The organism is Sphingomonas sp. Root710 (assembly GCF_001429065.1).
In the GTDB taxonomy this organism is placed as follows: Bacteria; Pseudomonadota; Alphaproteobacteria; order Sphingomonadales; family Sphingomonadaceae; genus Rhizorhabdus.
Map to the genome: position 1 here is coordinate 677,024 of NZ_LMIB01000012.1, position 26,068 is coordinate 703,091.

The following is a 26,068-nucleotide window of genomic DNA, read 5'->3' on the forward strand; positions in this document are numbered from 1 at the left end:
GCATCATTTGCGACGATCGCTCGCCGCACCGCGCGCCGCAAGCGCGATATCCTCGGCGCGCAGATAATCAGGCGTGCCGCGCGGGATGCGCGCCATCGCCGCCTCGGCGCTGGCCATCGCCTGACGATTGTCGCCGATCAGCGCATAGCGCTCGGCGGTCGCCAGCTGGGCGCGCGGCTCGTCACCCAGCCGCGCATAGGCCATACCGAGCGTGTACCATGCGAAGGGGTTGTCGCGATCACGCGCCACCGCGACCTTGAGGACGTCGCGCGCCTCCGCAAGATTGGCCGGATCCTCGGTCGCGACCAGCGCGTGTCCGAGCAGCGATGCGATCAGCGGAGTGCCGCGTGACCCCCGCACCGCTATGCGGAGCGGCGCGAGCGCCTCCTTAGGCTTGCCTGATTCGAGCAAAATCTGTCCCTGCAATTCGCGGAAATAGGGGTCGTTCGGCGCGGAGGCGACCAGCTTGTCGACCTCCTCGATCGCCTTGTCGGGATAGGCGCCGCGATGCCAGGCGTAGGCGCGGGCATAATGGGCCGACGGGCTCTGGTCGGTCTCGGGATATTTGCGCAGCGCCGTCGTCGGATCATCCATGAAACCGATCAGCTTGGCCTTGATCCGCTTGAACTTCACGTCGAGCGCCGGATCGGTCTTCTTGTTGTAATTGGGCGATTTGAGCACGTCCGCCGACAGCGCCGCCTCACGGTCGCCCGACAGCGGGTGGGTCTGCATGAAGGGATCGATCTCGGAATAGGAAGAGATATAACGATACTCCTCCTTGCGCATCTTCAGGAAGAAACTGAGCATCCCCTTGCCGCTGATCCCGGCACGATCGAGGAATCCGATCGCTGCGGCGTCGGCGCTCGCCTCCTGTACGCGGTTGAAGGCGAGGAATTTGCCGAGCGCGGCTTGTTGCCCCGCCATCATCACCCCCATCGCCGCCTCGCCCGCGCCCGCCGCCATCGCCGCGGCGCCAAGCAACAGTGACAGCAGTGAGATGCCGGTCGCCGCCTTCGCACCCTGGCCAGAGGTGATGACATGGCCGCCAGTGATATGGCCGAGTTCATGGGCGATCACGCCCTGGATCTCGTTGCTGTTGTCGGCGGCTTCGATCAGCCCGCTATGGATATAGACCGCCTGCCCGCCGGCGACGAAGGCGTTGATGGACTTGTCGCCGATCAGGATGATGTCGAGCTGATTGGGCTGGAGCCCAGCCGCGGCTATGATCGGCGCGGCGATTTCGTGGAGATAGGCTTCGGTTTCGGCGTCGCGGAGGATGCTCTGCGCCATCACCGGCTGCGCAGTCATGGTCAGCGCCAGCGCCGCGACGAGCAACGCGCGCGCGGCCCGGCGCAGCAATAGTGACAATGGGGCAGGACGCATGATCATCGATCCTCACCGGACCCAACTTAACCGCGCGTGAAGCGATGCGGCGGGCCGAACAACGCCGGCCCGCCCATCATTCCTATGCGCCGAAGGTCCGCTGCCACCAGCCACGGCGCGGCGGGCCGTCCTCATCTTCCGCTTCGCCCTCGGCGGGCGCGGGCTCGACAGGCGCGGCGGTCACTTCGACCGTCTCGCCGGGCGACGCCTTGGCACGGGTCCGGCGCTTCTTGGGCGCGGGCTCGGCGGCGACTTCCTCAGCGACCGGCTCGGCGGCGGCGGGGGCTTCGGCCACCGGAGCCTCGACCGGAGCCGCTTCGGCCTCGACCTTCTTGCGGCGGCCGCCACGGCGCGGCTTGGGCGCCTCTTCGGCAGGCGCTTCGGCGACCTGCTCCGCCACAGGCTCCGGCGCGGGCGCGCTTTCCTCGGCCGGAGCGGCTACCGCATCGGCCTTGCGCGCGCGGGGACGGCGGCGGGGCTTGGGCGCTTCCTCTGCGGCCGCTTCCTGGATCACCGGCGCCGGAGCAGGCAGCTCCTCCGCCATGATCGCCTCGGCCTGCTCGGCGGGAGCGTCCTCCACGGACGCGCCCTCGGCAGCACCCTCGCCGCCACGGCGGCGGCCCGAGCGGCGGCCACGGCGGCGGCCGCGGCGCGGCTCGCCTTCGCGTTCCTCCCCAGCATCATCGCCATTGGCTTCGACGGGTTCGGCGCTTTCCTCACCCTCAGCAGCGTCGGTGCCCTCGCCTTCGCCCTCGGCGGCTTCGCCATGACCTTCCTGGTCGCGGCCACGGCCGCCACGGCGGCGACGGCGACGGCGACGGCGACCACGCCCTTCGCCACGCTCGCCGTCCTCGCCCTCTTCACGGTCGCGACCACGGCCCTCGGCCTCAGCTTCCTCCTCTTCGTCCTCGATCTCATCCTCGACGATATCGTCATCGTCGTCGGCTTCGATCAGGACCGGCGCGGGCAGGCGCGGCGCATGGCTGGGCGGCGGGCCGCCGGCCTCGACGCTCATACGCGCGCCTTCGAGTGTGCCGTCCGACAGGATCTCGATGACGACGCCATAGCGGTCCTCGATCTCGGCGAGTTCGGCGCGCTTGCGGTTGAGGACGTAAAGCGCCGCTTCCTGGCTGGCGCGCAGCATGAGCCGCGAGCCACGGCCGCGCGCAGCCTCGTCTTCCAGCATGCGCAGCGCCGAGAGACCGGCCGACGATGCGGTGCGGACCAAGCCGGTGCCCTCGCAATGCGGGCACTGCCGGGTCGAAGCTTCGAGCACGCCGGTGCGCAGCCGCTGGCGGCTCATCTCGAACAGGCCGAAGCTGGAGATACGGCCAACCTGAATGCGGGCGCGATCGTTCTTCAGCGCCTCCTTCATCGCCTTCTCGACCTTCCGGATATTGGAGTTGTTCTCCATATCGATGAAGTCGATGACGACGAGGCCGGCCATGTCGCGCAGGCGCAGCTGGCGGGCGATCTCGTGCGCGGCCTCGAGGTTGGTCGCGGTTGCGGTCTGCTCGATATTATGCTCGCGGGTGGAGCGGCCCGAGTTGATGTCGATCGAGACGAGCGCCTCGGTCGGGTTGATCACCAGATAGCCGCCCGACTTGAGCTGGACCAGAGGCTGGTACATCGCCGCGAGCTGATCCTCGACGCCAAAACGCTGGAACAGCGGCACGGCGTCGGCATAGAGCTCGACCTTCTTTGCGTGGCTGGGCATCAGCAGCTTCATGAAGGCGCGCGCCTGGCGATAGCCGTCCTCGCCCTCGACGATCACCTGATCGATGTCGCGGTTATAGATGTCGCGGATCGCGCGCTTGATCAGGTCGCTGTCGCCATAGATCAGCGCGGGCGCCGAGGAGCCCAGCGTGTTCTCGCGAATCTCGTCCCAGAGCCTGGCGAGATAGTCGAAGTCGCGCTTGATCTCGGTCTTGGTGCGCTGGAGGCCCGCGGTGCGGACGATGCAGCCCATCGTCTTCGGCAGGTTCAGGTCGGCCATGATCGTCTTCAAACGCTTGCGATCGGCCGCGTTCGAGATCTTGCGGCTGATACCGCCGCCATGACTGGTGTTGGGCATGAGCACGCAATAGCGGCCGGCCAGCGACAGATAGGTGGTCAGCGCCGCGCCCTTGTTGCCGCGCTCTTCCTTGACGACCTGGACCAGCAGCACCTGCCGCCGGCGGATCACGTCCTGGATCTTGTAGCGGCGGCGCAGGTTCATCCGGCGCTGGCGCAGATTCTCGACATCGTCGGACCCGCCGACCGATTCGCGGCGCGGGCGCGGCTTTTCCTCGCCCTCCCCGTCATGGTCGTGTTCATGGTCATGATCATGCTCGTCATGATGGTCATGGCCATCATCGTCGATCTCTTGATCATGATCGTCATGTTCGGCTTCACGGGCGCGCAGCGCCTCTTCCTCGGCGGCGTGCTCGGCCTCCTCGCGGAGGAGCGCCTCGCGATCCTCCTTGGGGATCTGATAATAATCGGGGTGGATTTCCGAGAAGGCAAGAAAACCGTGGCGGTTGCCGCCATAATCCACGAACGCCGCCTGAAGCGACGGTTCGACCCTCGTTACCTTGGCGAGATAGATATTCCCCTTGAGCTGCTTCCTTTCAGCAGACTCAAAGTCAAATTCCTCGATCCGGTTCCCCTGGACGACCGCCACGCGGGTTTCCTCCCGGTGGCGTGCGTCGATAAGCATGCGGGTTGTCATTCAAAGCTCTCCAGGCGCGTGGGCCGGCGGCAAGGCCGGGCCGGCACGCGCGATATGCTGACGAAACGCCCCCCGGCGGCGCGGCAAGCCGCATCGCGCCCGGAAGCGTCATCAAAGGTGGAAAAATATGGGTGTTCGCAGCCGTCGCATCGTCACATCCGGCGCGATGCGCCGGATAACAGGCGCCAATCCAAGCGCCGCCAAGATTCTGGCAGCGTTCGAACTGGTGCGAAAAATGACTCATGCGATCGTCAACCTGTTACACCGCCGCGAAATCACGGCGGCCGGCCCGGAACGGCGCTGGCGATCCGCGCATAGGGCGCACATCGGCCGTGTTCCGGACAAGCGGTGCTAGCATCCGATGCTCGCGGGAGCAAGCATCACCACACTGGACAAGAGCGGTCCAGCTTTGGTTAAGTATCAGCGCTGTCGGCGTTTCGGGACCGGCGGGGTATCGCGGGGCCATTTTGCCAAGATCATCTTTCTGCCAGCGTCTCGCCCTTTGCCTGTGCGCGATCCTGCTGCTGTTCGCCCCCTCGATCGCCCGCGCCGCGGCGTCGATTTCGGCGATCGACATCGGCGACACCAGCGTGACGATGCGGTTCGACCAGCCAGTCGCGACCGCGTCGGCCTTCATGCTGGCGGCGCCGCAGCGCATCGCGGTCGATCTGCCCGGCGCGCGGATGGGGCGGATCGCCGCATCGGGCGGCATGATCTCCTCAACCCGCCATGGCCAGTACGACCCCAACACCGCCCGGGTGGTGTTCGAGCTCAACAAGCCCGCGGTCGTCTCCGATGCCAGCTTCTCGCCCGATCACAGAATGCTGACGCTGACCCTGAAGCCGGTCAGCGAGAATCTGTTCACCCGTGCGGTGCGCAAGGGCCGCCAGCTGTTCGGCCTCGACACCGCCGCCAGCAAGCCGGTCGACGCCCGCGCGCCGCAGCGCGGCGGGATCACCGTGCCGCTCGACCCGCCCAAGCCGCTCACTGTGCCGCCGGTCACGGGCGCGCGCGGAACCAAGCGGCCGCTGGTCGTCATCGACGCGGGCCATGGCGGACATGATCCAGGCTCGCAATCGACCGATGGCAGCCAGAAGGAAAAGAATATTGCGCTGGCGATCGCGCGGGAGATACGCGACGAACTGGTCGCATCGGGCCGGGTGCGCGTCGCGATGACCCGCAATGACGACCGTTTCCTGGTTCTCGGCGAGCGCCGCGAGATAGCGCGGCGGCTGAAGGCCGACCTGTTCATCTCGGTCCATGCCGACAGCGCGGTGAACACCACCGCGCGCGGGGCGAGCATCTACACGCTGTCCGAAGTTGCGTCCGACCGGGTCGCGGCCCAGCTAGCCGCCAAGGAAAACCGCGCCGACATCCTCAACGGCATCGATCTGGGCGGCGAGAACAACGAGGTGTCGTCGATCCTGCTCGATCTCGCCCAGCGCGAGACGATGAACATCTCCTCGCAATTCGCGACGCTGCTCCAGCGCGAGATGTCGCCGACCGTTAAGTTCAAGGACGATGCACACCGCTTCGCCGGGCTGATCGTCCTAAAGGCCCCCGACGTGCCGTCGGTGCTGCTCGAGACGGGCTATATCTCGAACAATGACGATCTCGCGCTGCTGCTGTCGAAGGAATATCGCCGCGACATCGCCGTGGGCGTGCGCAAGGCGATCGAGATACACTTCGCGCGGCGGCTGGCAGGCGAATAGCTTGTTCACCCTCTCCCCCCGTCATTCCCGCGAAAGCGGGAATCCATCGACGGCGGCCCGCAGGAGCCTCTTGTCCATCTTGTCCGTGGATTCCCGCTTTCGCGGGAATGACGGGTTGTATAGAGCCGCCCGGTGCTGAAGCTCCCCGCCATCCACAACCCCTTTCCCGGCTGGCGTGCGCATGCCCGCTATCTGAAGCAGTATCGGGTCTGGCGCTGGTCTGGCTATGTGCTGTGGTCGGCGGCGGCGTTCATGTTGCTGATGTGGGCGCTCTTCGCGCGCGGACTGCCCTCGGCAGACGCGCTGCTCGCCTATCAGCCGCCGCTTCCCACAAACGTCCGCGGCAATGACGGCGAGCCGATCGCCGACTTCGCGCGCGAGCGGCGCGTGCAGCTGTCCTATGGCGAATATCCGCCGATGCTGATCAACGCCTTCATCTCAGCGGAAGACAAGACCTTCTTCAGCCATCCCGGTATCGACATCGGCGGCCTGGCCGGCGCGATGTGGGACTATGCGACCAAGGTCGGCAGCGGGCGGCGCGCCAAGGGAGGATCGACGATCACCCAGCAGGTGGCCAAAAACCTGATCGTCGGCGACGATTATTCTATCGCGCGCAAGGTGCGCGAGGCGATCCTGGCCTTCCGGATCGAGGACGCGCTGACCAAGCACCAGATACTCGAGCTCTATCTCAACCAGATATTCCTCGGCCGGAACGCCTATGGCGTCCAGTCGGCCAGCCGCGCCTATTTCCGCAAGGATGTCGGCGACCTGACCCTGCCCGAGATCGCCTATCTGGCGATCCTGCCCAAGGCGCCGTCCAACTATACGGTCGAGCGCCACGCCGACCGGGCGATCGAGCGGCGCAACTATGTGCTGCGACAGATGCAGGAGAACGGCTTCATCACCGCGGCGCAGCGCGAGGAGGCGAGCGCCGCGCCGCTGGGCATCGTGCCACGCTATGCACCCCGGCCGAGCGTCGGCGGCTATTTCATGGAAGAGGTCCGCCGCCAGCTCATCGAGCGCTACGGACAGACCGCCACCGATGGCCCCAACGCCATCTATTCGGGCGGGCTGTGGGTGCGGACCTCTTATGACGGCAAGGTGCAGGATGCCGCCGAAGGCGCGCTGCGCGACGGACTGGTTCGCTTCGAGGCCGCCGCGGGATGGCGCGGGCGGCTCGGCAAGATCGACATCGACGACAATTGGCCGCGCAGCCTGTCGAGCATGAACATCGGCGCGGGCTATGCCAACTGGTACCCCGCCGTGGTGCTGTCGCGCGATGGATCGGCGGCGGAGATCGGCTTCGAGAACGGATCGCGCGGCATGCTGCCGAGCTGGGGCGCGACCCAGCCCAAGGCTGGTGTCGGCGGCCGCGCATTCGATTTCCTCAAGCCCGGCGACGTGATCGTCGTGCGGCGCGAGGGCGATGCGTGGCAGCTGCGCAGCATCCCCAATATCTCGGGCGGCATGGTCGTCCAGAACCCGCACACCGGGCAGGTTCTGGCGATGCAGGGCGGCTTCGATTCGCGCGGCTCGTCCTTCAACCGCGCCACCCAGGCGCAGCGCCAGCCGGGATCGACCTTCAAGCCGTTCGTCTACGCCGCCGCGCTGGACAATGGCATGACCCCGGCCTCGATCATCATCGACGGCCCCTTCTGCGTGTTCCAGTCGGCGCGGCTCGGCCAGAAATGCTTCAAGAATTTCAGCGGGGCCAATGCCGGGCAGCAGACGATGCGCTGGGGCGTCGAACAGTCGCGCAACCTGATGACGGTGCGGACCGCCAGCCAGATCGGCATGGACAAGGTCGTCCATACCGCCAAGGCGATGGGGGTCGGCGACTATCCGCCCTATCTCGCCTATTCGCTGGGCGCGGGCGAGACGACGGTACTGAAGATGGTCAACGCCTATTCGATGTTCGCCAACCAGGGTCGCGCGCTGACGCCGACGCTGATCGACTATGTCCAGGATCGCAACGGCAAGATCATCTGGCGCGCCGACAAGCGGCCCTGCGAAGGCTGCAACATGGCGAAGTGGGACGGCCGGCCAATGCCGCGCCCGCGCGTCCGCGCCAAGCAGGTGATCGACGCGATGACCGCCTATCAGATGCTGCACATCATGGAAGGCGTGGTCGAGCGCGGCACCGCGACCGTGCTGCGCGACCTGGGCAGGCCGATGTTCGGGAAGACCGGTACTTCGTCCGGGCCGACCAATGTCTGGTTCGTCGGCGGATCGGCCGACATGGTCGGCGGCCTCTACCTCGGCTACGACAATCCACGGTCGATGGGCGGCTATGCGCAGGGCGGTACGATCGCCGCCCCGATCTTCCATGCCTTCGCCGCCAAGGCGATGAAGGACATGCCGGTCGTCCCCTTCCAGGCTCCAGCCGGCATCCGCATGATCCGCATCGACCGCAAGACCGGCCGCCGCGTGTTCGGCGCCTGGCCCGATGGCAGCTATTACAGCCCAGTGATCTGGGAGGCGTTCAAGCCCGAGAGCGAGCCCCGCCGCACGATCCGCCGCGACGAGATTGCCAAGCGCGCGGCACAGGCCCCGGCGCGGGCAACCACCGACAGCGAATTCTTGCAAAGCCAGGACGGTATCTACTAGGGCAGCGCATCATGTCCCCTCCCGCTCATCCTGAGGAGGAGACTGAGCGAAGGCGAAGGCTCCGTCTCGAAGGATCCTTCGAGACGCCACTTCGACAAGCTCAGCGGCTCCTCAGGATGAGCGGGTGTTTTTGGGTTGGGCGCTACCGCCCGCATCATATGTTCGAGAGGTTCCGATTATGCGCGCCGAAGCGCAAGCCAGTGTCGATCAGATCAACCAGGCGATGGCGCTCGTCCGCCGCTTCCTGGACTGGGATCGTGCACTCCGCCGGCTCGACGAGCTGAACAACCGCGTCGAGGACCCCAAGCTGTGGGACGACGCCAAGGCCGCGCAGGAGGTGATGCGCGAGCGCCGCCGCCTCGACGAGGCGGTCGCCGCGGTCAAGTCGATCGAGCAGGAGCGCGACGACACGGTCGAGCTGATGGAGATGGCGGAGGCCGAGGGCGATGACGGCCTGGTCAATGACGGCGTCGCCGCGCTGGCCGCATTGGCGGAGCGCGCCGAGAAGGACAAGATCTCCGCGCTGCTGGCAGGCGAGGCTGACGGCAACAACAGCTATATCGAGGTCAACGCTGGCGCTGGCGGCACCGAGAGCCAGGACTGGGCCGGCATGCTGCAACGCATGTACAGCCGCTGGGCCGAGCGCCGCGGATTGAAGGTCGAGCTGGTCGATTACCATGCCGGTGAACAGGCCGGAATCAAGTCAGCCACGCTGCTGATCAAGGGCGAGAACGCCTATGGTTATGCCAAGACCGAGAGCGGCGTGCACCGACTGGTCCGGATCAGCCCCTATGATTCGGCGGCGCGCCGCCACACCAGCTTCGCGAGCGTCTGGGTCTACCCCGAGGTCGACGAGGACATCGACATCGAGGTGCTCGAAAAGGACCTGAAGATCGACACCTACCGCTCATCCGGCGCGGGCGGGCAGCACGTCAACACCACCGATTCGGCGGTGCGCATCACCCATATGCCCACCGGGATCATCGTCGCCTGCCAGAACCAGCGCTCGCAGCACAAGAACAAGGCCGAGGCGATGAAGCAGCTCAAGGCCAGGCTGTACGAACGCGAGTTGGCGATTCGCGAGGCCGAGGCGATGGCGGGCTATGCCGCCAAGACCGAGATCGGCTGGGGCCACCAGATCCGCTCCTATGTCCTGCAGCCCTATCAAATGGTGAAGGACCTGCGCACCGGGGTCACCTCGACCGCGCCTTCGGACGTGCTCGACGGCGATCTCGACAGGTTCATGGCGGCGGCACTGTCGCAGCGCGTGACCGGCGAGACCGTCGACGTCGAGGATGTGGATTAAAAAAGGGCGCGACGTCGCCCCTGTTTTTGCCGGGATGCCCAGGTGTTAACCTGTATCCCAGATGAAGGACGCGTTCAGCGGAGCGAATTCATCCGTCGCCTATTCATCTCTCACCCGTGGGGCCGGGCGAGAGGAGAATGTGTGATGAGGATGAAGACTTTGTTCGCCGCCATTGGTCTGGCCGTTGCGGCAATGGGCGTAAGCGGTGCGGCCGAGGCGCGTGACCGCTGGGACGATCGGCGCTGGGAAGATAATCGCCGCTGGGACCATGACCGGCATTGGGGCCACGATAATCGGCGTTGGGACAATGACCGGCGCTGGCATAACAGCCGGCACTGGAAGAAAGACCGCCGCTATTACCGCCACAATAATCGTTGCTGGAACGAGTGGCATTACGGGCAGCGCTATCGCGTCTGTCGCTAACGAAGCCGCCATTCCACGTTGCAATGCGTCAAAGCTCCCTCCCTTCAGCGGGAGGGAGCACCGCAAATGTTGCAATTCTGACATCGAAAAAACTTCGCAACCGCACAGTCCGACGATTGTTTAAACCGGTCGGTACGGCTAGCACCACGCTATGCCGCAAACCTTTTGCGAAGATTCCGACATGCGCAACCTGCCGACGGGCCGTCTTTCTCTGGTCGTCCTTGCCACTGCCCTGACGCTCATGGGCTGTTCGAAGGAGAAGCCCTCTCCCCCCACGCCCGAGGCGGGCTATGTGGTGGTGAAGACCGAGTCGGTACCGCTGCTCGTCGAGCTGCCGGGCCGCACCGCCGCCTTTGAGATGTCCGAAGTCCGCCCCCAGGTGAGCGGCATCGTCAAGGCGCGGCTGTTCACCGAGGGCAGCATCGTCCATGCGGGCGAGACGCTCTACCAGATCGATCCAAGCCTCTACCGCGCGGCGCTGAACCAGGCCGCCGCCAATCTGGACAATGCCCGCGCCCAGCGCGAAGCCGCCGCCGCGCGCGCCGCGCGTTTCAAGCCGCTCGCGCAGATCGAGGCGGTCAGCAAACAGGACTATACCGACGCCGCGGCCACCGCGAAGCAGGCTTCGGCCGCGGTCGCGCAGAACGCCGCCCAGCTCGAGACCGCACGGATCAACCTGCGCTTCACCCGGGTTCCCGCGCCGATCAGCGGGCGGATCGGCCGATCGCTGGTCACCACCGGAGCGCTGGTGTCCGCCGGGCAGGCCGATCCGCTGACCACCATCCAGCGGCTCGACCCGATCTATGTCGATATCCAGCAGTCGAGCGCCGACCTGCTCGCGCTGCGCCGTCAACTCGCGGGCGACCAAGCGAGCCCATCGGCGGCGACGGTGCGGCTGAAGCTGGAAGACGGCAGCGATTACGGGCTGGAAGGGCGGCTGCAATTCTCGGAAGCGATGGTCGACCCGGCGACGGGCTCGGTCACCCTGCGGGCGCGCTTCCCCAATCCGCAGGGCATGTTGCTGCCCGGCATGTATGTCCGCGCCTCGCTCTCGCAGATCACCAGACGGGATGCGATCCTGGTGCCCCAGGCCGGGGTGAGCCGGAACCCCAAGGGCGAAGCGACCGTGCTGGTCGTCGGCAAGGGCGACAAGGCCGAACTGCGCCAAGTGACCGCGGACCGCACCGTCGGCGACAAATGGCTGATCACGGCCGGGCTGAAGCCGGGCGACAAGGTGATCGTCGAGGGGCTGGGCAAGATCAGGCCCGACAAGCCAATCCGCCCGGTTCCCGCCGGATCGCCGCCGCAAGCGCCCGCCGCCCCCGCGAAGGCCGGTTGAGCGCCAGCCGATGATCTCGCGTATCTTCATCGATAGGCCCATCTTCGCATGGGTGATCGCGATCGTGATCATGCTGCTGGGCACGGGCGGGCTGCTGAGCCTGCCGGTGTCGCAATATCCGAACATCGCTCCGCCGTCGGTCAATATCCGCGCCAATTATCCCGGCGCGTCGGCCGAGACGGTCGAATCGAACATCACCCAGGTGATCGAGCAGCAGCTGTCGGGGATCGACGGGCTGCTCTATTTCTCCTCCTCGTCGACATCGGCGGGCCGCGCCGAGATCAACGTCACCTTCGAAAAGGGCGTCGACCCGGACATCGCCCAGGTCCAGGTGCAGAACAAGGTGCAGCAGGCGCTGCCGCGTCTGCCCCAGCAGGTCCAGCAACAGGGCCTGGTCGTCACCAAGTCGAACAGCGACTTCCTGATGGTCGTCGCGGTCTATGACGAAAGCAATCGGTCGACCAACCTCGACGTTGCCGATTTTCTGTCGTCCAACCTGCAGGACGGGATCAGCCGGCTGCCCGGCGTAGGCGACGTCAACGTCTTCGGTGCGCCCTATGCGATGCGCATCTGGCTCGACCCCTATAAGCTGGCCAGCGTCCGGCTGACGCCCGAGGACGTGACCGCCGCGATCCAGGCACAGAACGCGCAGATCTCCGCCGGGCAGATCGGCGGCGTGCCGTCGTCCGACGAACAGATGCTCAACGCGATCGTCACCTCGCGGTCGCGGCTGACCTCGGTCGACCAGTTCCAGAAGATCATCGTCAAGACGCAGAATGACGGATCGCAGGTGCTGCTGCGCGATGTCGCGCGGGTCGAGATGGGCAGCGAAAGCTATAATGTCGTCGGGCGCTTCAACCGCCACCCGGGCGCCGCGCTCGCCGTGCTGCTCGCCCCAGGAGCGGACGCGCTCAAGACTGCGGAACTGGTGAAGGACTATGTCACCAAGGCCGAAGACCGCTTCCCGCCCAACTACACCTATCGTTTCCTGAACGACGCGACCGCCTTCATAAAATTGTCGATCGAGGAAGTCGTCATCACCCTGTTCGAGGCGATCCTGCTGGTCGTGCTGGTGATGTTCGTCTTCCTGCAAAGCTGGCGCGCGACGCTGATCCCGGCGATCGCGGTGCCGGTGGTGATGCTCGGCACCTTCGGCATTCTTGCGGCGGCGGGCTTCTCGATCAACACGCTGACGCTGTTCAGCCTGGTGCTGGCGATCGGCCTGCTCGTCGACGACGCGATCGTCGTGGTCGAGAATGTCGAGCGGGTGATGGAGGAGGACCCCGACATCAGCCCGCGCGAAGCGACGATCAAGTCGATGGCGGAGATCAACACAGCGCTGATCGCTATCGCGCTGGTGCTGTCGGCGGTGTTTCTGCCGATGGCCTTCTTCGGCGGATCGACCGGGGTGATCTATCGCCAGTTCTCGATCACCATCGTTTCGTCGATGGCGCTGTCGGTGCTGGTCGCGCTCGTTCTGTCGCCGGCATTGGCCGCGACGCTGCTCAAGCGCACCGACAAGGAAGCCCGTGCCGCTGGAACCGGGCTGATCGGCAAGGCGCATCATTTCGGCGACCGCTTCAACATCTGGTTCAAGCGGACGACCGAGCGCTATCGCGACGCGGTCGAAAAACTGTTCGGGCGGACTCGGACCGCGATGATCGTCTTTCTGGTGGTCGTGGTCGCGCTGGGCTTCGTCTTCATGCGTCTGCCGACCGGCTTCCTGCCGAGCGAGGACCAGGGCCTCGCCCAGGTGCAATATCAGCTGCCGCCCGGCGCCACCCTGGTGCGTACCAACGCGGTGGCACAGCATATCGAACAATATGTCGGCGAGAGCCAGCCGAAGAACGTGACCTCGATGGCCGTGATCTCAGGCGTGGGCTTCGGGGGCCAAGGTCAGAATATCGGGCGTGGCTTCATCGGCTTAGCGCCATGGGACGATCGCAAGGGCAAGGAAAATAGCGCCGAAGCAATTTCAGGCGAGCTGACCAAGGGCCTTTCGTCGGTCCGTGATGCGCAGATCTTCATCCTGACGCCGCCAGCGATCCCCGGCTTCGGGCAGACGTCGGGCTTTTCCATGGAGCTGCTCAACACCGGCAATCTCAGCCGCGCCGAGTTCAAGGCACGGCGCGACCAGTTGCTCGCCGCCGCCGCCGCCGATCCCGATCTCGCCAATGTCCGCATCAATACCCTCGACGATTCCGCCACGCTGGCGGTCGATATCGATTCGGAGAAGGTCGGCGCGCTCGGCCTGAGCCAGGCGTCGGTCAACCAGACGCTTTCGGCGGCGTGGGGCGGCTTCTATGTCAACGACTTCATCGACCGGGGCCGGGTGAAACGGGTGTTCGTCCAGGGCGACGCGCCCTTCCGCAGCCGGCCCGAGGACCTCGCCTCCTGGCATGTGCGCTCCTCCACCGGCGAGATGGTGCCCTTCTCCGCCTTCGCCACGACGCGCTGGGTCCAGTCGCCCGCCGCGCTGACCCGGTTCAACGGCACACCCAATTTCTCCATTTCGGGCCAGGGCGGCCCCGGCAAAAGCTCTGGCGACGCGATGAAGCGGATATCCGAACTCGCCGCCGAGATACCCGACGTGTCGGTCGACTGGTCGGGCCTGAGCCTGCAGGAGCGGTTGTCGGGCGGCCAGGCGCCGCTGCTCTACGGCCTGTCGCTGCTCGTCGTGTTCCTGTGCCTGGCCGCGCTCTATGAAAGCTGGTCGATCCCGCTCGCGGTGATCGCGGTAATCCCGCTCGGCCTGATCGGTGCCACGCTGGCGGTGCTGCTGCGCGGGCTGGAGAATGACGTCTTTTTCCAGGTCGGCCTCGTCACCACCATGGGATTGAGCGCCAAGAACGCGATCCTGATCGTCGAGTTCGCCGAAATGGCCGAGAAGGAAGGCAAGACCCCGATCGAGGCCGCGCTGGAGGCCGCGCGCATCCGCCTGCGGCCGATCCTGATGACAAGCTTCGCCTTCATGTTCGGCGTGCTGCCGCTTGCCATATCGACCGGCGCGGGCGCCAAGGCGCGCGTCGCGATCGGCACCGCGGTGCTGGGCGGCATGGCGACCGCGACGCTGTTCGCGATCTTCTTCGTGCCGCTGTTCTTCGTGCTGGTGCGCAAATATCTGGGCCGCAAACATCGTGCGGAGGACGCGGCATGAACCGCCGCCTCGTCCTGCTGCTGATATCTGCAACGGCGCTGAGCGCGTGCAGCTTCGAGCCGGCCTATCGCCGCCCCGCGCCCGCGATCCCGGCGGCGTTGCCAGCCGAGGGCGCGCAGGCTGAAGCGCCCTATGCGACGCTCAGCTATCGCGACGTTTTCCGCGACCCGAATCTGGTCGCGCTGATCGATCAGGCGCTGGCGAACAATCAGGACCTCAAGGCCGCGCTCGCCAATGTCCAGTCGGCGCGCGCGCTGTCCACCATTGCCCGCGCCGATCTCTTCCCGCAGGTCGACGCCTCGGCGGGGCTGACCACCGGTGACAGTTCGAACCAGAACTCGTCCGGCGCGGGCAATGCCGGGCGCGGACGGCGGACCAGCTACAGCGCCGATCTGGGCGCGAGCTGGGAAATCGACCTGTTCGGGCGGCTGCGGAGCCTGAACAATGCGGCCTTCAACCAATATCTCGGCAGCGAGGCGGCGCAGCGCGGGGCGCGGCTGGCGCTGATCGCCCAGGTCGCCAATGTCTATCTGGCGCTCGCCGCCGACCGCAGCCTGCTTAAGATCGCCGGTGAGACCCGCGCCAGCGCAGCGAAGAGCGTCGACCTGACCCGCGCGCTGCTCAAGGGCGGGGTCGCGCCGCGTACCGACCTGCGCCAGGCCGAGACGGTGCTGGCCCAGGCCGAAGCCGATCAGGCGGCGCTGGAAACCGCCGTCGCACAGGACCGCAACGCGCTGCAGCTGCTGATCGGCGCACCAGTCGAAGAGGCGCTGCTGCCGGCATCGATCGAGAGCGTCGACGGGCTGCTTGCCGAAGCCCCCGCCGGGCTCGACAGTTCGGTCCTGCTGCGCCGACCCGATGTGGTGGAAGCCGAATATGGCCTGCGCGCCGCCAATGCCCGGATCGGTGCGGCGCGCGCCGCCTTCTTTCCGCGCATCGGGCTGACCGCGCTGGCAGGGTTCGCCAGCACCGCGCTGTCGAGCCTGTTCGACGGCGACGCCTTCACCTGGAGCGTGTCCCCCTCGGCGACGCTGCCGATCTTCGACGGCGGCGCGAACATCGGCAATCTGCGCTATTCGAAGGCGCAACGCGACCTCGCCCTCGCCACTTATCAGAAGGCGATCCAGTCGGCGTTCCGCGACGTGGCCGATGCGCTCGCCCGCCGTGCGACGATCGACCGCCAGCTGGGCGCGAGCCGCCAGCTCGATGCCTCGGCGCGCGACTCGCTGTTCCTTGCCACAGCGCGCTATCGCGAAGGGATCGATCCCTATCTCAACACGCTCGACGCGCAGCGCACTGCCTATTCGGCGGCGCGCACGCTGGTGAACACGCGGCTGGTGAAGGCCCAGAACCTCGTCACGCTCTATCAGTCGTTGGGCGGCGATCAGCTGGTCGATACGCTGCCGCCGGCCCGTGGCGGCAACAAGGCAAGGGCTGCAGACGCGCAATAGCCCGTCCGCGCCGCGATCGACCCGCCGCGAAACCCATTCAGCCTGTCGTCAGTTGTCCCCGGCTAGGTGCAGCCGCCTTTGTGCAATGGGACCGAATCGATGACCAGGACCATGATTTTTGCTTTGCTTTCCCTCACCGCCGCGAGCGCGGCGCAGGCCGGGCTTCAGCTCGGCGAGCGGCCGATCAGCCGCAGCGAGGTAATCGCCACCGTCAAGAAGCAGTTCGCGGTGATGGACCTCAACCATGACGGCGGCATCAGCCCCGACGAGTTCGAGGCCTATCGCGAGAAGCAGGCGGCGATGCCCGACCAGGGCCGCGGGCTGACCCGGATCGGCCGCAGCTGGTTCGAACGCAGCGACGTCGACGGCGACGGGCGGGTGACCCTGTCCGAAGCGCAGGGCCGCCCGCTCGAGCTGTTCGACATGGCCGACGCCAACCGCGACGGCGTGGCGAGCGTCGCCGAGCAGTCGGTGGCGGCGCTGTTCGTGAAGTAAATCTTAGCCCTCTCCCGCATTCGCGGGAGAGGGTTGGGTGAGGGTCTTCTTCTTTCAGAAGACCACCCGCGACTCTCTACGTCATTCCCTCACCCCGGCCCTCTCCCGCGTGCGGGAGAGGGGAAGAAGGGTTAGCCCTTCACCTTCTGGCGGAACTTGTGCAGCAGCGGCTCGGTATAGCCGTTGGGCTGCTCGATCCCCTCGAACACCAGCGCGCGGGCAGCCTGATAGGCGAGGCTCTTGTCCTCATTGCCCGCCATCGGGCGGTAGAGCGGGTCGCCCGCATTTTGCGCGTCGACCTTCACCGCCATCCGCTTGAGCGCGGCGTCGGCCTCGGCGTCCGAGCAGACGCCGTGGAGCATCCAGTTCGCCATATGCTGCGAGGAGATGCGCAGCGTGGCGCGATCCTCCATCAGGCCGACGTCATGGATGTCGGGCACCTTTGAGCAGCCGACGCCCTGATCGACCCAGCGGACGACATAGCCGAGGATGCCCTGGGCATTGTTGTCGAGCTCGGCGCGGACATCGTCGGGTGACCAGTTCTGGCCCTGCGCGACGGGGATCGTCAGCAGGCGATCAAGGCTGGCGATCGGCTCAGCCTTGCGCTCCTGCTGGCGGGCGAAGACGTCGACCTCATGATAATGGGTCGCGTGCAGCGTCGCGGCGGTCGGCGAGGGCACCCAGGCCGTGTTGGCGCCGGTCTTCGGATGGCCGATCTTCTGGACGAGCATGTCGCCCATCTTGTCGGGCGCGGCCCACATGCCCTTGCCGATCTGCGCCTTGCCGGAGAGGCCGCAGGCGAGGCCGATCTGGACGTTGCGATCCTCATAGGAGGTGATCCAGTCGCTGGTCTTCATGTCGCCCTTGCGGATCATCGGCCCGGCGCGCATCGAGGTGTGCATCTCGTCGCCGGTGCGATCGAGGAAGCCGGTGTTGATGAACATGATCCGGTCCTTCACCGCCGCGATGCAGGCGGCGAGATTGGCCGAGGTGCGGCGCTCCTCGTCCATCACGCCGACCTTGAGCGTGTGGCGCGCAAGGCCGAGCAGGTCCTCGACCGCGTCGAACAGGCTGTTGGTCAGCGCGGCTTCTTCGGGGCCGTGCATCTTCGGCTTCACGATGTACACCGAGCCGGTGAGGCTGTTGCGGTACTTGCCGAGGCCCTTGATGTCGTGGACCGCGATCAGGCTGGTGACGATGCCATCGAGGATGCCTTCGGGAGCCTCCGAGCCATCGGGCAGCAGCACCGCGGGATTGGTCATCAGATGGCCGACGTTGCGCACCAGGCAGACGCTGCGTCCCGGCAGGGTGAAGGCGCTGCCGTCGGGCGCGGTATAGGCGCGGTCGGGGTTGAGGCGGCGGGTCATCATCTTGCCGCCCTTCTCGAAGCTGTCCTCGAGATCGCCCTTCATCAGGCCGAGCCAGTTGGCATAGGCCGCAACCTTGTCCTCCGCGTCGACCGCGGCGACCGAATCCTCGAGATCGCAGATCGTGGTGAGCGCCGATTCGAGAATGACGTCGGCGATCCCGGCGGGATCGTCCTTGCCGATCACATGGGTGCGGTCGATCACCACCTCGATATGCAGGCCGTTGTGACGGAACAACAGATTGTCGCCCGCGCGGCCGACGAGCTGCGCCGGATCGGCCAGCACGGGCTCGCCGCCCTGCCAGTCCGCCCAGCTGCCCGACGCCAGCGGCACCGCCTTGTCGAGGAAATTCTTCGCCCAGGCGATCACCTGCGCGCCGCGCGCTGCGTCATAGCCCTTGCCCGCCGGAGCACCAGGGATCGCATCGGTGCCGTAGAGCGCATCATAGAGGCTGCCCCAGCGCGCATTGGCAGCATTGAGCAGGAAGCGCGCGTTGAGGATCGGCACGACGAGCTGCGGGCCCGCCGTGGTCGCGATCTCGGCGTCGACATTGGCCGATCCGACCGTGAAGGGTGCGGGCTCAGGAACGAGATAGCCGATCTCGCTCAGGAACGCCCTATACGCCGCCATGTCGAGCGGCTTGCCCGCCTGCGCGACATGCCAGGCGTCGATCTTCGCCTGGAGATCGTCGCGCTTGGCAAGCAGACGGCGATTCTCGAGGGTGAAGCGCGCGAAGATATCCGCCGCGCCCTGCCAGAAGGCCTCGGCGCCCAGGCCCGTGCCGGGGAGCGCCTTATCCTCGATGAAGCGGACGAGCACGTCCGCGACCTTGAGCCCCGCCTTGTCGATCATCGCCGTCATCGCCGCCTCGCAGAAAATGGAAGGCGGCCCGCTTAGCGCAGATGGCCATTCGACACTATAAAGATAATATTTGAAGCATCTGTTCTTTTTGGGAATAAATGCTGCGACGAGCGTTCAAAATTTCCGTCATCCCCGCGCAGGCGGGGATCCATATTCTCAAAGGCTCGAACCTCTTGCAGTTCGGAGGTTATGGATTCCCGCCTCCGCGGGAATGACGATCGGGGGAGGTCAGCCCCCCATTTGCCCGGTGCGGAACCAGCGGCGGGACGCTCCAAGCCGCATCAGTTCGCAGCCGCAATGGCGGCACACGGCGTGGACGACGCCGTCGATTTCGACTTTAGAGCGGGTGATCGCCGAGTGGCGCCCATTCTCGCATCCGACGGCGGTGAGTTTTATCGGCGTGCCTTGCGGCGTAGTCTGACGGGCCGGCTGGAGCGGCATGGCGGAATCCTTCCGCAGGGTTGGCGTACAACCCCTGTCGGCCCGCTCTTTTGCTCGAATATTTCAGTGCTGAAACCAAATGCCTTATCTGCGACAGCTTCGGTTCATCGGCGCCATCCGCGCGCCGCCGCAGACCGCTCAGCCGCAGCGTCGAGCGGGTCCCCGGCCATCATGTCCTGCGCGGCGGCAAGAATGTCCGCTGAGGCGCTGCCCGCCTGACGATAGGCTCCGCTGGACGCACCCGGCGCGCCCGCGACGAAACGCTCCAATGTCCAGCCGCCCTCGCCATGGCAGCCGATTCCGGCTCCGGCCCGCCCGGTAAAGGTGCGGCAATAGCGCTGGCCACCGTCGCGGAAGCTGACCCCGATACGGTAGGAACCGCTATTATCTGAGGCTAATTGGGTGTCGAGCGCGCGAGCGAGATCGCCCTGCGCCACGACTGCCCCGCCCTTCTCGCCAATCGGCCCGGAGGGCGCAAGCGACAGGAATTGCCCCGCGACCAGCCCGGCGACGAGCGACGCCGTGATCGCGGCATAGCGCCCGCCCTGGCCGAACCCGCCGCTCTTCCGTTTCGCCGGGAAGGCGACGACATTGCTGTCGAGCAGCGCGGTCAGCTTCGCGGGCAAGGGCTCCGCCGCGACCGGCGCGAAATGGCCGCCGACCAGCGCGCGCAGCTTGCGGTGCCGCTCGACCTGCGCGGCAAGCGCGGGATCAGCCTCCAACGCGCGTTCGAAGCGCAGCGCCTCGATCGGGCCAAGTTCGCCGTCGACATAGGCGATGATCTGTTCCTCGGTCATGCCGCTTCTCCCAGCAATTCCATCAGCGCCTGCCGCCCGCGCACCAGCCGCGAGGTTATGGTGCCCATCGGCAGGTCGAGCAGGTCGGCGGCCTCCTTATAGGCCATCCCCTCGACCAGGATCAGCGCGATCACCTCGCGCTGCTCGGGCGGCAGCGCCGCCATCGCACGGTCGACGTTGCCCAGCTCGACCCGCGCCTCGATCCGGCGGTCGTCAGCCTCGCCGACCTCGACGCCGTCCTCTTCGGCGACGAACGTCTCCGACCGGCGCTTGCGCATCCGCACCTCGTCGATCCAGCAATTGCGCATGATCCTGTACATCCACGAATCCAGTCTCGTTCCCGGCTCCCATAGCGCTTCGGCCTTCAGTGCCTTTTCCAGCGCGACCTGGCACAGATCATCGGCATCGGCCGCGTCGATCGCCAATGATCGGGCGAAGCGCCGCAGCCGGGGCAGCAGGTCCAGCAATCCGCGTTCGAATGGGGTCAAGCCGACCTCGTCCTTTCCGCTTTTTACCGCCCTTGTGGATGAAACGGGCGACACCGGGCGTTTAATCCCACGAAAAGTCATGAGATGCGATAAGCTGATCATGAAGGCCATGAAAGGATGCCGGTCCCGATGCTGAAAGGCGGCAGATATCTCTTGCTCGCAGCGCTTCTGACCCTGTCGGGAGCGACCGCCGCGCAATTGCTGCCGCCGCTCGGACGCGGGCTGGGCGAGGTGACCCAGGGCGTCGACCGGCTGGGCGACAGTGTTGGCGCGACGGTTTCCGACACAGCGGCGGGTCTGGGCGGCATCGTCGACCGGCTAGCCCGCACCCGGCTCGACCGGCTCGGCGCGCTGGTCCGCCAGAACCCGCAGGCGCTGGAATTCGATGCACGCGGCGATCCGGCGGTGAAGGGCGAATTGATCGCACTCGACGCGCCCGCCCCGGCGCTGGCAGCGGCTGCCGCAGAGGGATTCACCATCGTCGAGCAAGGCGAGATCGAAGGGCTCGGCATCGGTTCGGCGACATTGCGCGCGCCCAACGGCGTGAGTCTCGCCAAGGCCGAGAAACAGCTAGCCCGGCTGATACCCGGCGCGACGATCCAGTCCAACCCTATCTATCAGCCGAGTGGCGTTGCGGCGAAAGGCAGCGGACGGCCCGTGGCCGTCGCGGCATCGGGCCCGGGCGCGACGATCGGGCTGATCGACGGCGGCGTGGCGCAGCATCCGGCCCTGCCGGGCAACATCGTCCAGCGCGGTTTCGCGCAGGGCTCGCCCTTTCCCGGCGACCATGGCACCGCGATCGCGTCGATCCTGGTCGGCCAGGGCGCGGTGCGCGGGGTATCGCCGCAGAGCAGGCTGCTCGCCGCCGACATCTATGGCCGCGATCCGCGCGGCGGCAACGCGCTGGCGATCGCCCGCGCGCTGGGCTGGCTGGCGGGCAGCGGCGCGGCGGTGATCAATATCAGCCTCGCCGGCCCCCCCAATCCGCTGCTCGCCCGCGCGGTCGCCGCGACCGACAAGCGCGGCGTGCTGATGGTCGCCGCGGTCGGCAATGACGGCGCAGCCGCCCCGCCCGCCTTTCCCGCCTCCTATCCGCAGGTTATCGCGGTGACCGGCATCGACGAGCGCGGGCGCGCGTTGATCGAGGCCGGGTGGGCGACGCATCTCGATTTCTCCGCCCCCGGCGCGGACCTGATCGCGGCGAAAGCGGCGGGCGGCGTGGGGAAGGTGCGCGGCACATCCTTCGCCGCGCCCTTCGTGGCGGGACGGCTCGCGCGGCTGTCGGCGGGGGGGATGCTTTCCCGGGCGCGGGCGGTTGCACTGCTGTCTGGTGAGGCTGCCAAGGGTGGATCGGCGCGACTCTATGGCCGTGGGATCGTCTGCGGTCCCTGCGCGACGCGCTGATCTCCCAACCGTCATGCTGGACTTGTTTCAGCATCCACCGCGTCACAAGAGAGCGCTCTCCCGTTGAAGAGTGGATCCTGAAACAAGTTCAGGATGACGAACCTATTGAAAAATAGTCGGAATAAAAATTTTCGCACTTTCGGGATGAAAACCACATCGCCTCCCGTTGCTTCATGGAGCGGCACAAAATGCCGCCCACTGGAAAGGATGAGAGCGATGAACAAATTTCTTCTGAGCGGCGCTGCGGCGCTGGCGATCATGACCGCTCCCGCTTCGGCCCAGCTCCTGGGCGGCGGTGGCGGCCTTGGTGGTGGTCTCGGCGGCATGGTCGGCGGGATCGGCGGCGGCCTGGGCGGTAGCCTCGGCGGCGCCGGCAATCTTGGCGGTGGCCTGGGCGACAGCGTGCGCGGCACGGTGAATGGCGCCGGCTCCGCAACCGGTTCGGCGCGCGCCGACCGCCGCAGCGGCAAGGTCTCGGGCAATGGCAGCGCGACCGGCAGCGTCGGCAGCGCGGTCAATGGCGTGACCGCTGGCGCGACCGGTTCGGCGAGCGGCAATGCCGATGCGCAACTGGTCGGCACCGATGCGGTGCGCGGCGCGGTCGGCGGTGCCGCCTCCACGGCGCGCGGCGCGGTGAACGGCGCAGCTTCGGCGGCGGGATCGGCAGCAGATCAGGCGGGTTCACTCGCCGGCAGCGCGTCGGGTTCAGCCTCGGGCAACGCCAATGGCGCCGCCTCGGGCGGTCTCGGCCAGCTGGCCCTCGCCGGCAGCAGCGCGGCGAATGCCGCGGGTAGTTTCGACGTGGCGCCCGGCATGATCGTCCAGGACGCGAGCGGGCGGGCGATCGGCACCGTTCAGAGCGTCCACTCCACCGCGCGCGGCACCATCGAATCGGTGGTGATGCAGGTCGGTGACGCCACCGCCACCCTACCCGCCGCCAACTTCAACGGCTCGGGCAATGTCCTCGTCTCGGCGATGGGCAAAGGCGAGGTGAAGAAGACCGCCAAGTCGCAGGGCCAGGCAAACGGTCAGGCCCGGGGCCGCGCCTCGGGCGAGAAGCGCGCCGAAGCGCGGGCGGCCCGCCGCGACAGCAACTAACCGGTTCGGTGCGGCGCGTGCCCAACCGCCGCGCCGATACATCGGTCCCTGCTTCTGGCAGGGAAAAGGGGCCGGGGAGGCCGTGTCGTCTGGAGGCGGCACGGCCTTTCCTGTGGTCGGACCGTTGTGCGGTGCATGGCCGCCTTTTCCTCGCGTTGATCGATGTGCCGGTTTCCCGGATAAGAGCCGCATCCAGTTGATCAGCGAGGATCGTCATGGGGGCTTTTTTCCATCTCCTGTTTACCATCGGGGCGGTCGCCTTCCCCTTTGTCGCCATGGTGCTGATGTGGCGCCGGATGAAAAAGGTTCGCGAGAAGGCCTATCACGAGAGCGCCAGCCCGAATCGGGCCGAGGCCTGGGAAGACGTTACCGAACGCGACAGGGGGCTGAACCTCGTCCGTCGCAATAAGCCCAGTGCGGAGTTGATCGAGATGGGCGACAAGGCCCGCCACGCCCGGTGGCCGCTGGACAATCCCTAACCCCGATCGCGCCGCAGGATGATGTAGAGCGCGCCGTTGCCGCCATGGCGGGGGTGGGCGTTGCGGACGGCGGCGATGCGCGGGGCGTGGCGCGAGGATTCGAGCCAGGTGCCAATCGACGCGCGGATAAGCCCGCGCCGGGGGCGGCCGTCATCGCCCCGGTCATTGTCACGCGGCGGCTTGCCGGTGATCAGCAAGATGACCCGCACCCCTTCGGCCAGCGCCTGATCGAGCGCGTTGTCGAGCAGCCGCCGGGCGCTGTCGAGCGTGTGGCCATGGAGATCGATCGTCCAGTCGACCTGGGTGACACCGCGCCGCAGCCGCCGGTCCCAGCCGCCGTCAAGGCTGTCGGCAAGCGGCTTCTGCTGTGCGAGCGGGGTCGCGGCGGGGACGCGCAGCGGCGGCACGCGGCCACGAATCTTGGGCGATGGTTGCGGGGAGGACGGCGCTACAGGGTCGGTTTCGGCTTCGACCGCCTTTGCCTTCCTCCGTGCGATCGGCCGGACCGTCGCGGTCACGCGCTGCCAGAGCGCGCTTTCCTCAGGATCGAGCCGCCGGCTGCCCACCGGGTTCCGCCAGCCGCGCCGCCGAGATGCGCGGAATGAGCAACCAGGCGCGCCCGCGCCCGCTCATGCCCCCGGCGATGGTGCGCGCGTCGTCGCCAGCGCCCCAGAAGGTGTCGAAGCGATTCGATCCCTTGATCGCGCCGCCGGTGTCCTGCGCGACCCACAGACCGTTCGCTTCGGTCCGGTCGAGCTGGAGCAGCACCGGCGCGCCTAATGGCACGAAGGCGGGATCGGCGGCGACGGTGACACGGCCGGTGACGGCGACGTTCATCGCGCCGATCGGGCCGGGCCCGGTGAGTTCGCGGAAGAAGACGAAGCTCTTGTTCTCGCGCATGATCGCGTCGCCCTCGGCGGGGTTCGCGCGTAGCCAGGCCATTACCCCCTGCATCGATAGCTGACCGGGACCGAGCAGCCCGCGGTCGCGCATCAGCTTGCCGATGCCGACATAGTCGCGGCCATTCTGCCCGTCATAGCCGATCCGCATCACCGAACCGTCAGGCAGGCGCAGCCGCCCGGAGCCCTGCACCTGGAGGAAGAAGAACTCGACCGGATCGGCGGCATAGCCGATCTCCAACTTCATGTTCTTGAGCGCGCCATCCTCGATCTGGCCGCGATCGGGATAGGGGATCAGCTTGCCGCCCTGGACCTTGCCGCGAATCTTCTTGCCCTTGAGATCAGGGTAGAAGTCGCCGAGATCGCCTTCGACCAGATCGGGCGGGCGCTTGTAGACCGGCACCTCATAACCGGGCGCGGGGGTGCGCGATCCGGCGATCTCGGGCTCATAATAGCCGGTGGCGTAAGCCTTGCCGTCGCCGACCTGGACCACCGCGAGCTGATTGGCGAAGAAATTGGCGGCATCGCTTTCGGGCCAGGCGGCGGCCTGGCTGCACGGCTGCGACCAATCGCCCGCCTGGGTCAGCCCGCTCGTGTCGGTGCGGCGCTGCAGAGCGTTGCACGACAGGCGGAAGGCGGCGAGCGCGGCGCGAGCGCCATCGGGATTGACCCCGAAGCTGGCGAAGCCTGGCCCGGGTAGGACGCCCGCCTGCGCTGCGGTGGTGGGCTTGGGCGCCGGTGGTGCCTCGACGACCGGCGGCGGCGCAGGCGGCGCCGGCTTAGGCGTATGATGGCGGGGGGCAGGATGGTCGGACGCGCCGGGTGTCGGGACCACGGCGCAGGCGGAGAGCATCGCCAGCCCGGCGAGCCCCGCGACGAGACGCGTGATCACGCGGCCTCGTCGGTTTCGACCAGGGTCCAGTTGGGATCGTCAGTGCGGACGTTGCGGCTGAACGTCCAGACGTCGTGCGTCGGCACCGCGTCGGTGAGCGACCCGGCGACGACATTGCCATCGGTGTCGCGGGTGACGGCGGCGATATCGGCGTCGAAGCGGACGGTGACGCTCGCGGTCTGGCCGCTGAGCTTCGCCTGTTCGATCACCGCATTCTCGATCGAGACGAGGCGGTTATCGAGCACCTGGCCGGCGGCCTTACGCTCCTCGATCGCGCCCGAGAAAGCCTCGTAGACGTCGTCGTCGGTCAGGCGGCGCAGGCCGTCCTGATCGCCGCGCCAATAGGCTTCGAGGATCATCCGGTAGGCCGACCGCGCGCCTTCGAGGAACTGGCCCGGGTCGAAACCGCCATCGGCGGCGGCGATGGCACGGACACCGGCCTCGGCGCGCGATTCGACCAGCGCGGCGCGCGTGGGGGCGGCGGGGGTCGATGCGTCGGGCAGCGAGCGGCCCGCCCCGATCGGCGCGGGCGCGGCTTCGGCGGGACGCGCGATCGTCTGTTCATGCCCGGTACGACGGCCCAGCACGCTCCACAGCCGGAACGCGACGAAAAGGAACACCATCGCAAGAATGACAATCGTGGTCACCGGGCCTCCAAACACATGCCTAGACCGCCAACATAAGGGCAATGCGCCTGATATTCAAATGGCTGGCGGCGAAGCATGCCCGCCATCGCCCCAAAAAGATGCAATCGCCCCG

20 protein-coding genes are annotated in these 26,068 nt (G+C 66.9%); 11 read left to right on the plus strand and 9 right to left on the minus strand.

The window, feature by feature from the left end; translation table 11 throughout:
* Window positions 1-3 precede the first annotated feature (3 nt).
* Both ASE00_RS13150 and ASE00_RS13155 read right to left on the minus strand, forming a co-directional pair.
* Entirely contained in the window at window positions 4-1,383 is a 1,380-nt protein-coding gene (locus tag ASE00_RS13150) for a M48 family metalloprotease (protein WP_156405415.1), read from the minus strand.
* An 82-nt stretch (window positions 1,384-1,465) separates the two neighbouring features.
* Complete coding sequence (locus ASE00_RS13155; protein ID WP_200957924.1) at window positions 1,466-4,093, minus strand: Rne/Rng family ribonuclease; 2,628 nt, start codon at window positions 4,091-4,093, stop codon at window positions 1,466-1,468.
* A 467-nt stretch (window positions 4,094-4,560) separates the two neighbouring features.
* On the opposite strand from ASE00_RS13155, the gene ASE00_RS13165 reads away from it, so the two are divergent.
* From ASE00_RS13165 to ASE00_RS13200, 8 genes are all read left to right on the plus strand, one after another.
* Window positions 4,561-5,805 (plus strand): N-acetylmuramoyl-L-alanine amidase, encoded by a 1,245-nt coding sequence (locus ASE00_RS13165; RefSeq protein WP_056380924.1) that lies wholly within the window; start codon window positions 4,561-4,563, stop codon window positions 5,803-5,805.
* Window positions 5,806-5,937: 132 nt separating this feature from the next.
* Window positions 5,938-8,412 (plus strand): penicillin-binding protein 1A, encoded by a 2,475-nt coding sequence (locus ASE00_RS13170; RefSeq protein WP_056380926.1) that lies wholly within the window; start codon window positions 5,938-5,940, stop codon window positions 8,410-8,412.
* 178 nt (window positions 8,413-8,590) lie between these two features.
* Complete coding sequence (prfB, locus tag ASE00_RS13175; protein ID WP_056380928.1) at window positions 8,591-9,718, plus strand: peptide chain release factor 2; 1,128 nt, start codon at window positions 8,591-8,593, stop codon at window positions 9,716-9,718.
* A 144-nt stretch (window positions 9,719-9,862) separates the two neighbouring features.
* Window positions 9,863-10,141 (plus strand): hypothetical protein, encoded by a 279-nt coding sequence (locus ASE00_RS13180; RefSeq protein WP_235538659.1) that lies wholly within the window; start codon window positions 9,863-9,865, stop codon window positions 10,139-10,141.
* Window positions 10,142-10,322: 181 nt separating this feature from the next.
* Window positions 10,323-11,480: an efflux RND transporter periplasmic adaptor subunit gene (locus ASE00_RS13185; protein ID WP_200957938.1), complete on the plus strand. Its 1,158-nt coding sequence runs from the start codon at window positions 10,323-10,325 to the stop codon at window positions 11,478-11,480.
* A 10-nt stretch (window positions 11,481-11,490) separates the two neighbouring features.
* Entirely contained in the window at window positions 11,491-14,637 is a 3,147-nt protein-coding gene (locus ASE00_RS13190; RefSeq protein ID WP_056380934.1) for an efflux RND transporter permease subunit, read from the plus strand.
* Window positions 14,634-16,088 (plus strand): efflux transporter outer membrane subunit, encoded by a 1,455-nt coding sequence (locus tag ASE00_RS13195; protein ID WP_056380936.1) that lies wholly within the window; start codon window positions 14,634-14,636, stop codon window positions 16,086-16,088. Before ASE00_RS13190 ends, ASE00_RS13195 begins: the two co-directional genes overlap by 4 nt.
* A gap of 99 nt (window positions 16,089-16,187) precedes the next feature.
* Entirely contained in the window at window positions 16,188-16,583 is a 396-nt protein-coding gene (locus ASE00_RS13200; protein WP_056381667.1) for an EF-hand domain-containing protein, read from the plus strand.
* Window positions 16,584-16,714: 131 nt separating this feature from the next.
* Here the strand turns inward: ASE00_RS13200 and ASE00_RS13205 are convergent, their stop codons facing one another.
* The 4 genes from ASE00_RS13205 to ASE00_RS13215 all read right to left on the minus strand — a co-directional run bounded on the left by ASE00_RS13205 (window position 16,715) and on the right by ASE00_RS13215 (window position 20,537).
* Window positions 16,715-18,802: a malate synthase G gene (locus tag ASE00_RS13205; RefSeq protein ID WP_414819855.1), complete on the minus strand. Its 2,088-nt coding sequence runs from the start codon at window positions 18,800-18,802 to the stop codon at window positions 16,715-16,717.
* Window positions 18,803-19,039: 237 nt separating this feature from the next.
* Window positions 19,040-19,252, minus strand: coding sequence for a hypothetical protein (locus tag ASE00_RS23500; protein ID WP_156405416.1), 213 nt, complete (start codon window positions 19,250-19,252; stop codon window positions 19,040-19,042).
* 104 nt (window positions 19,253-19,356) lie between these two features.
* Window positions 19,357-20,049, minus strand: a complete 693-nt coding sequence (locus ASE00_RS13210; protein ID WP_056380940.1) for an anti-sigma factor family protein — start codon at window positions 20,047-20,049, stop codon at window positions 19,357-19,359.
* Window positions 20,046-20,537, minus strand: coding sequence for an RNA polymerase sigma factor (locus ASE00_RS13215; protein WP_056381669.1), 492 nt, complete (start codon window positions 20,535-20,537; stop codon window positions 20,046-20,048). Before ASE00_RS13215 ends, ASE00_RS13210 begins: the two co-directional genes overlap by 4 nt.
* 153 nt (window positions 20,538-20,690) lie before the next feature.
* Between ASE00_RS13215 and ASE00_RS13220 the strand changes: the two genes are divergently transcribed.
* From ASE00_RS13220 to ASE00_RS13230, 3 genes are all read left to right on the plus strand, one after another.
* Window positions 20,691-21,941, plus strand: a complete 1,251-nt coding sequence (locus ASE00_RS13220; RefSeq protein ID WP_235538660.1) for a S8 family serine peptidase — start codon at window positions 20,691-20,693, stop codon at window positions 21,939-21,941.
* 216 nt (window positions 21,942-22,157) lie between these two features.
* Window positions 22,158-23,039 carry a hypothetical protein gene (locus ASE00_RS13225; protein WP_056380943.1) on the plus strand — a complete coding sequence of 294 codons (882 nt, stop codon included), beginning with the start codon at window positions 22,158-22,160 and terminating at the stop codon, window positions 23,037-23,039.
* Between the two features lie 215 nt (window positions 23,040-23,254).
* On the plus strand, window positions 23,255-23,518 hold the full coding sequence (locus ASE00_RS13230) for a hypothetical protein (protein WP_056380945.1): 264 nt from the start codon (window positions 23,255-23,257) through the stop codon (window positions 23,516-23,518).
* Here the strand turns inward: ASE00_RS13230 and ASE00_RS13235 are convergent.
* The 3 genes from ASE00_RS13235 to ASE00_RS13245 are packed head-to-tail and all read right to left on the minus strand — an operon-like array spanning window position 23,515 to window position 25,956.
* Window positions 23,515-24,084 carry a Smr/MutS family protein gene (locus tag ASE00_RS13235; RefSeq protein ID WP_056380947.1) on the minus strand — a complete coding sequence of 190 codons (570 nt, stop codon included), beginning with the start codon at window positions 24,082-24,084 and terminating at the stop codon, window positions 23,515-23,517. The genes ASE00_RS13230 and ASE00_RS13235 overlap by 4 nt on opposite strands.
* Window positions 24,059-25,309 carry a murein transglycosylase A gene (locus ASE00_RS13240; protein WP_056380949.1) on the minus strand — a complete coding sequence of 417 codons (1,251 nt, stop codon included), beginning with the start codon at window positions 25,307-25,309 and terminating at the stop codon, window positions 24,059-24,061. The genes ASE00_RS13235 and ASE00_RS13240 overlap by 26 nt, the downstream gene beginning before the upstream one ends.
* Window positions 25,306-25,956 (minus strand): Tim44/TimA family putative adaptor protein, encoded by a 651-nt coding sequence (locus ASE00_RS13245; protein WP_056380951.1) that lies wholly within the window; start codon window positions 25,954-25,956, stop codon window positions 25,306-25,308. The genes ASE00_RS13240 and ASE00_RS13245 overlap by 4 nt, the downstream gene beginning before the upstream one ends.
* Window positions 25,957-26,068: the final 112 nt, after the last annotated feature.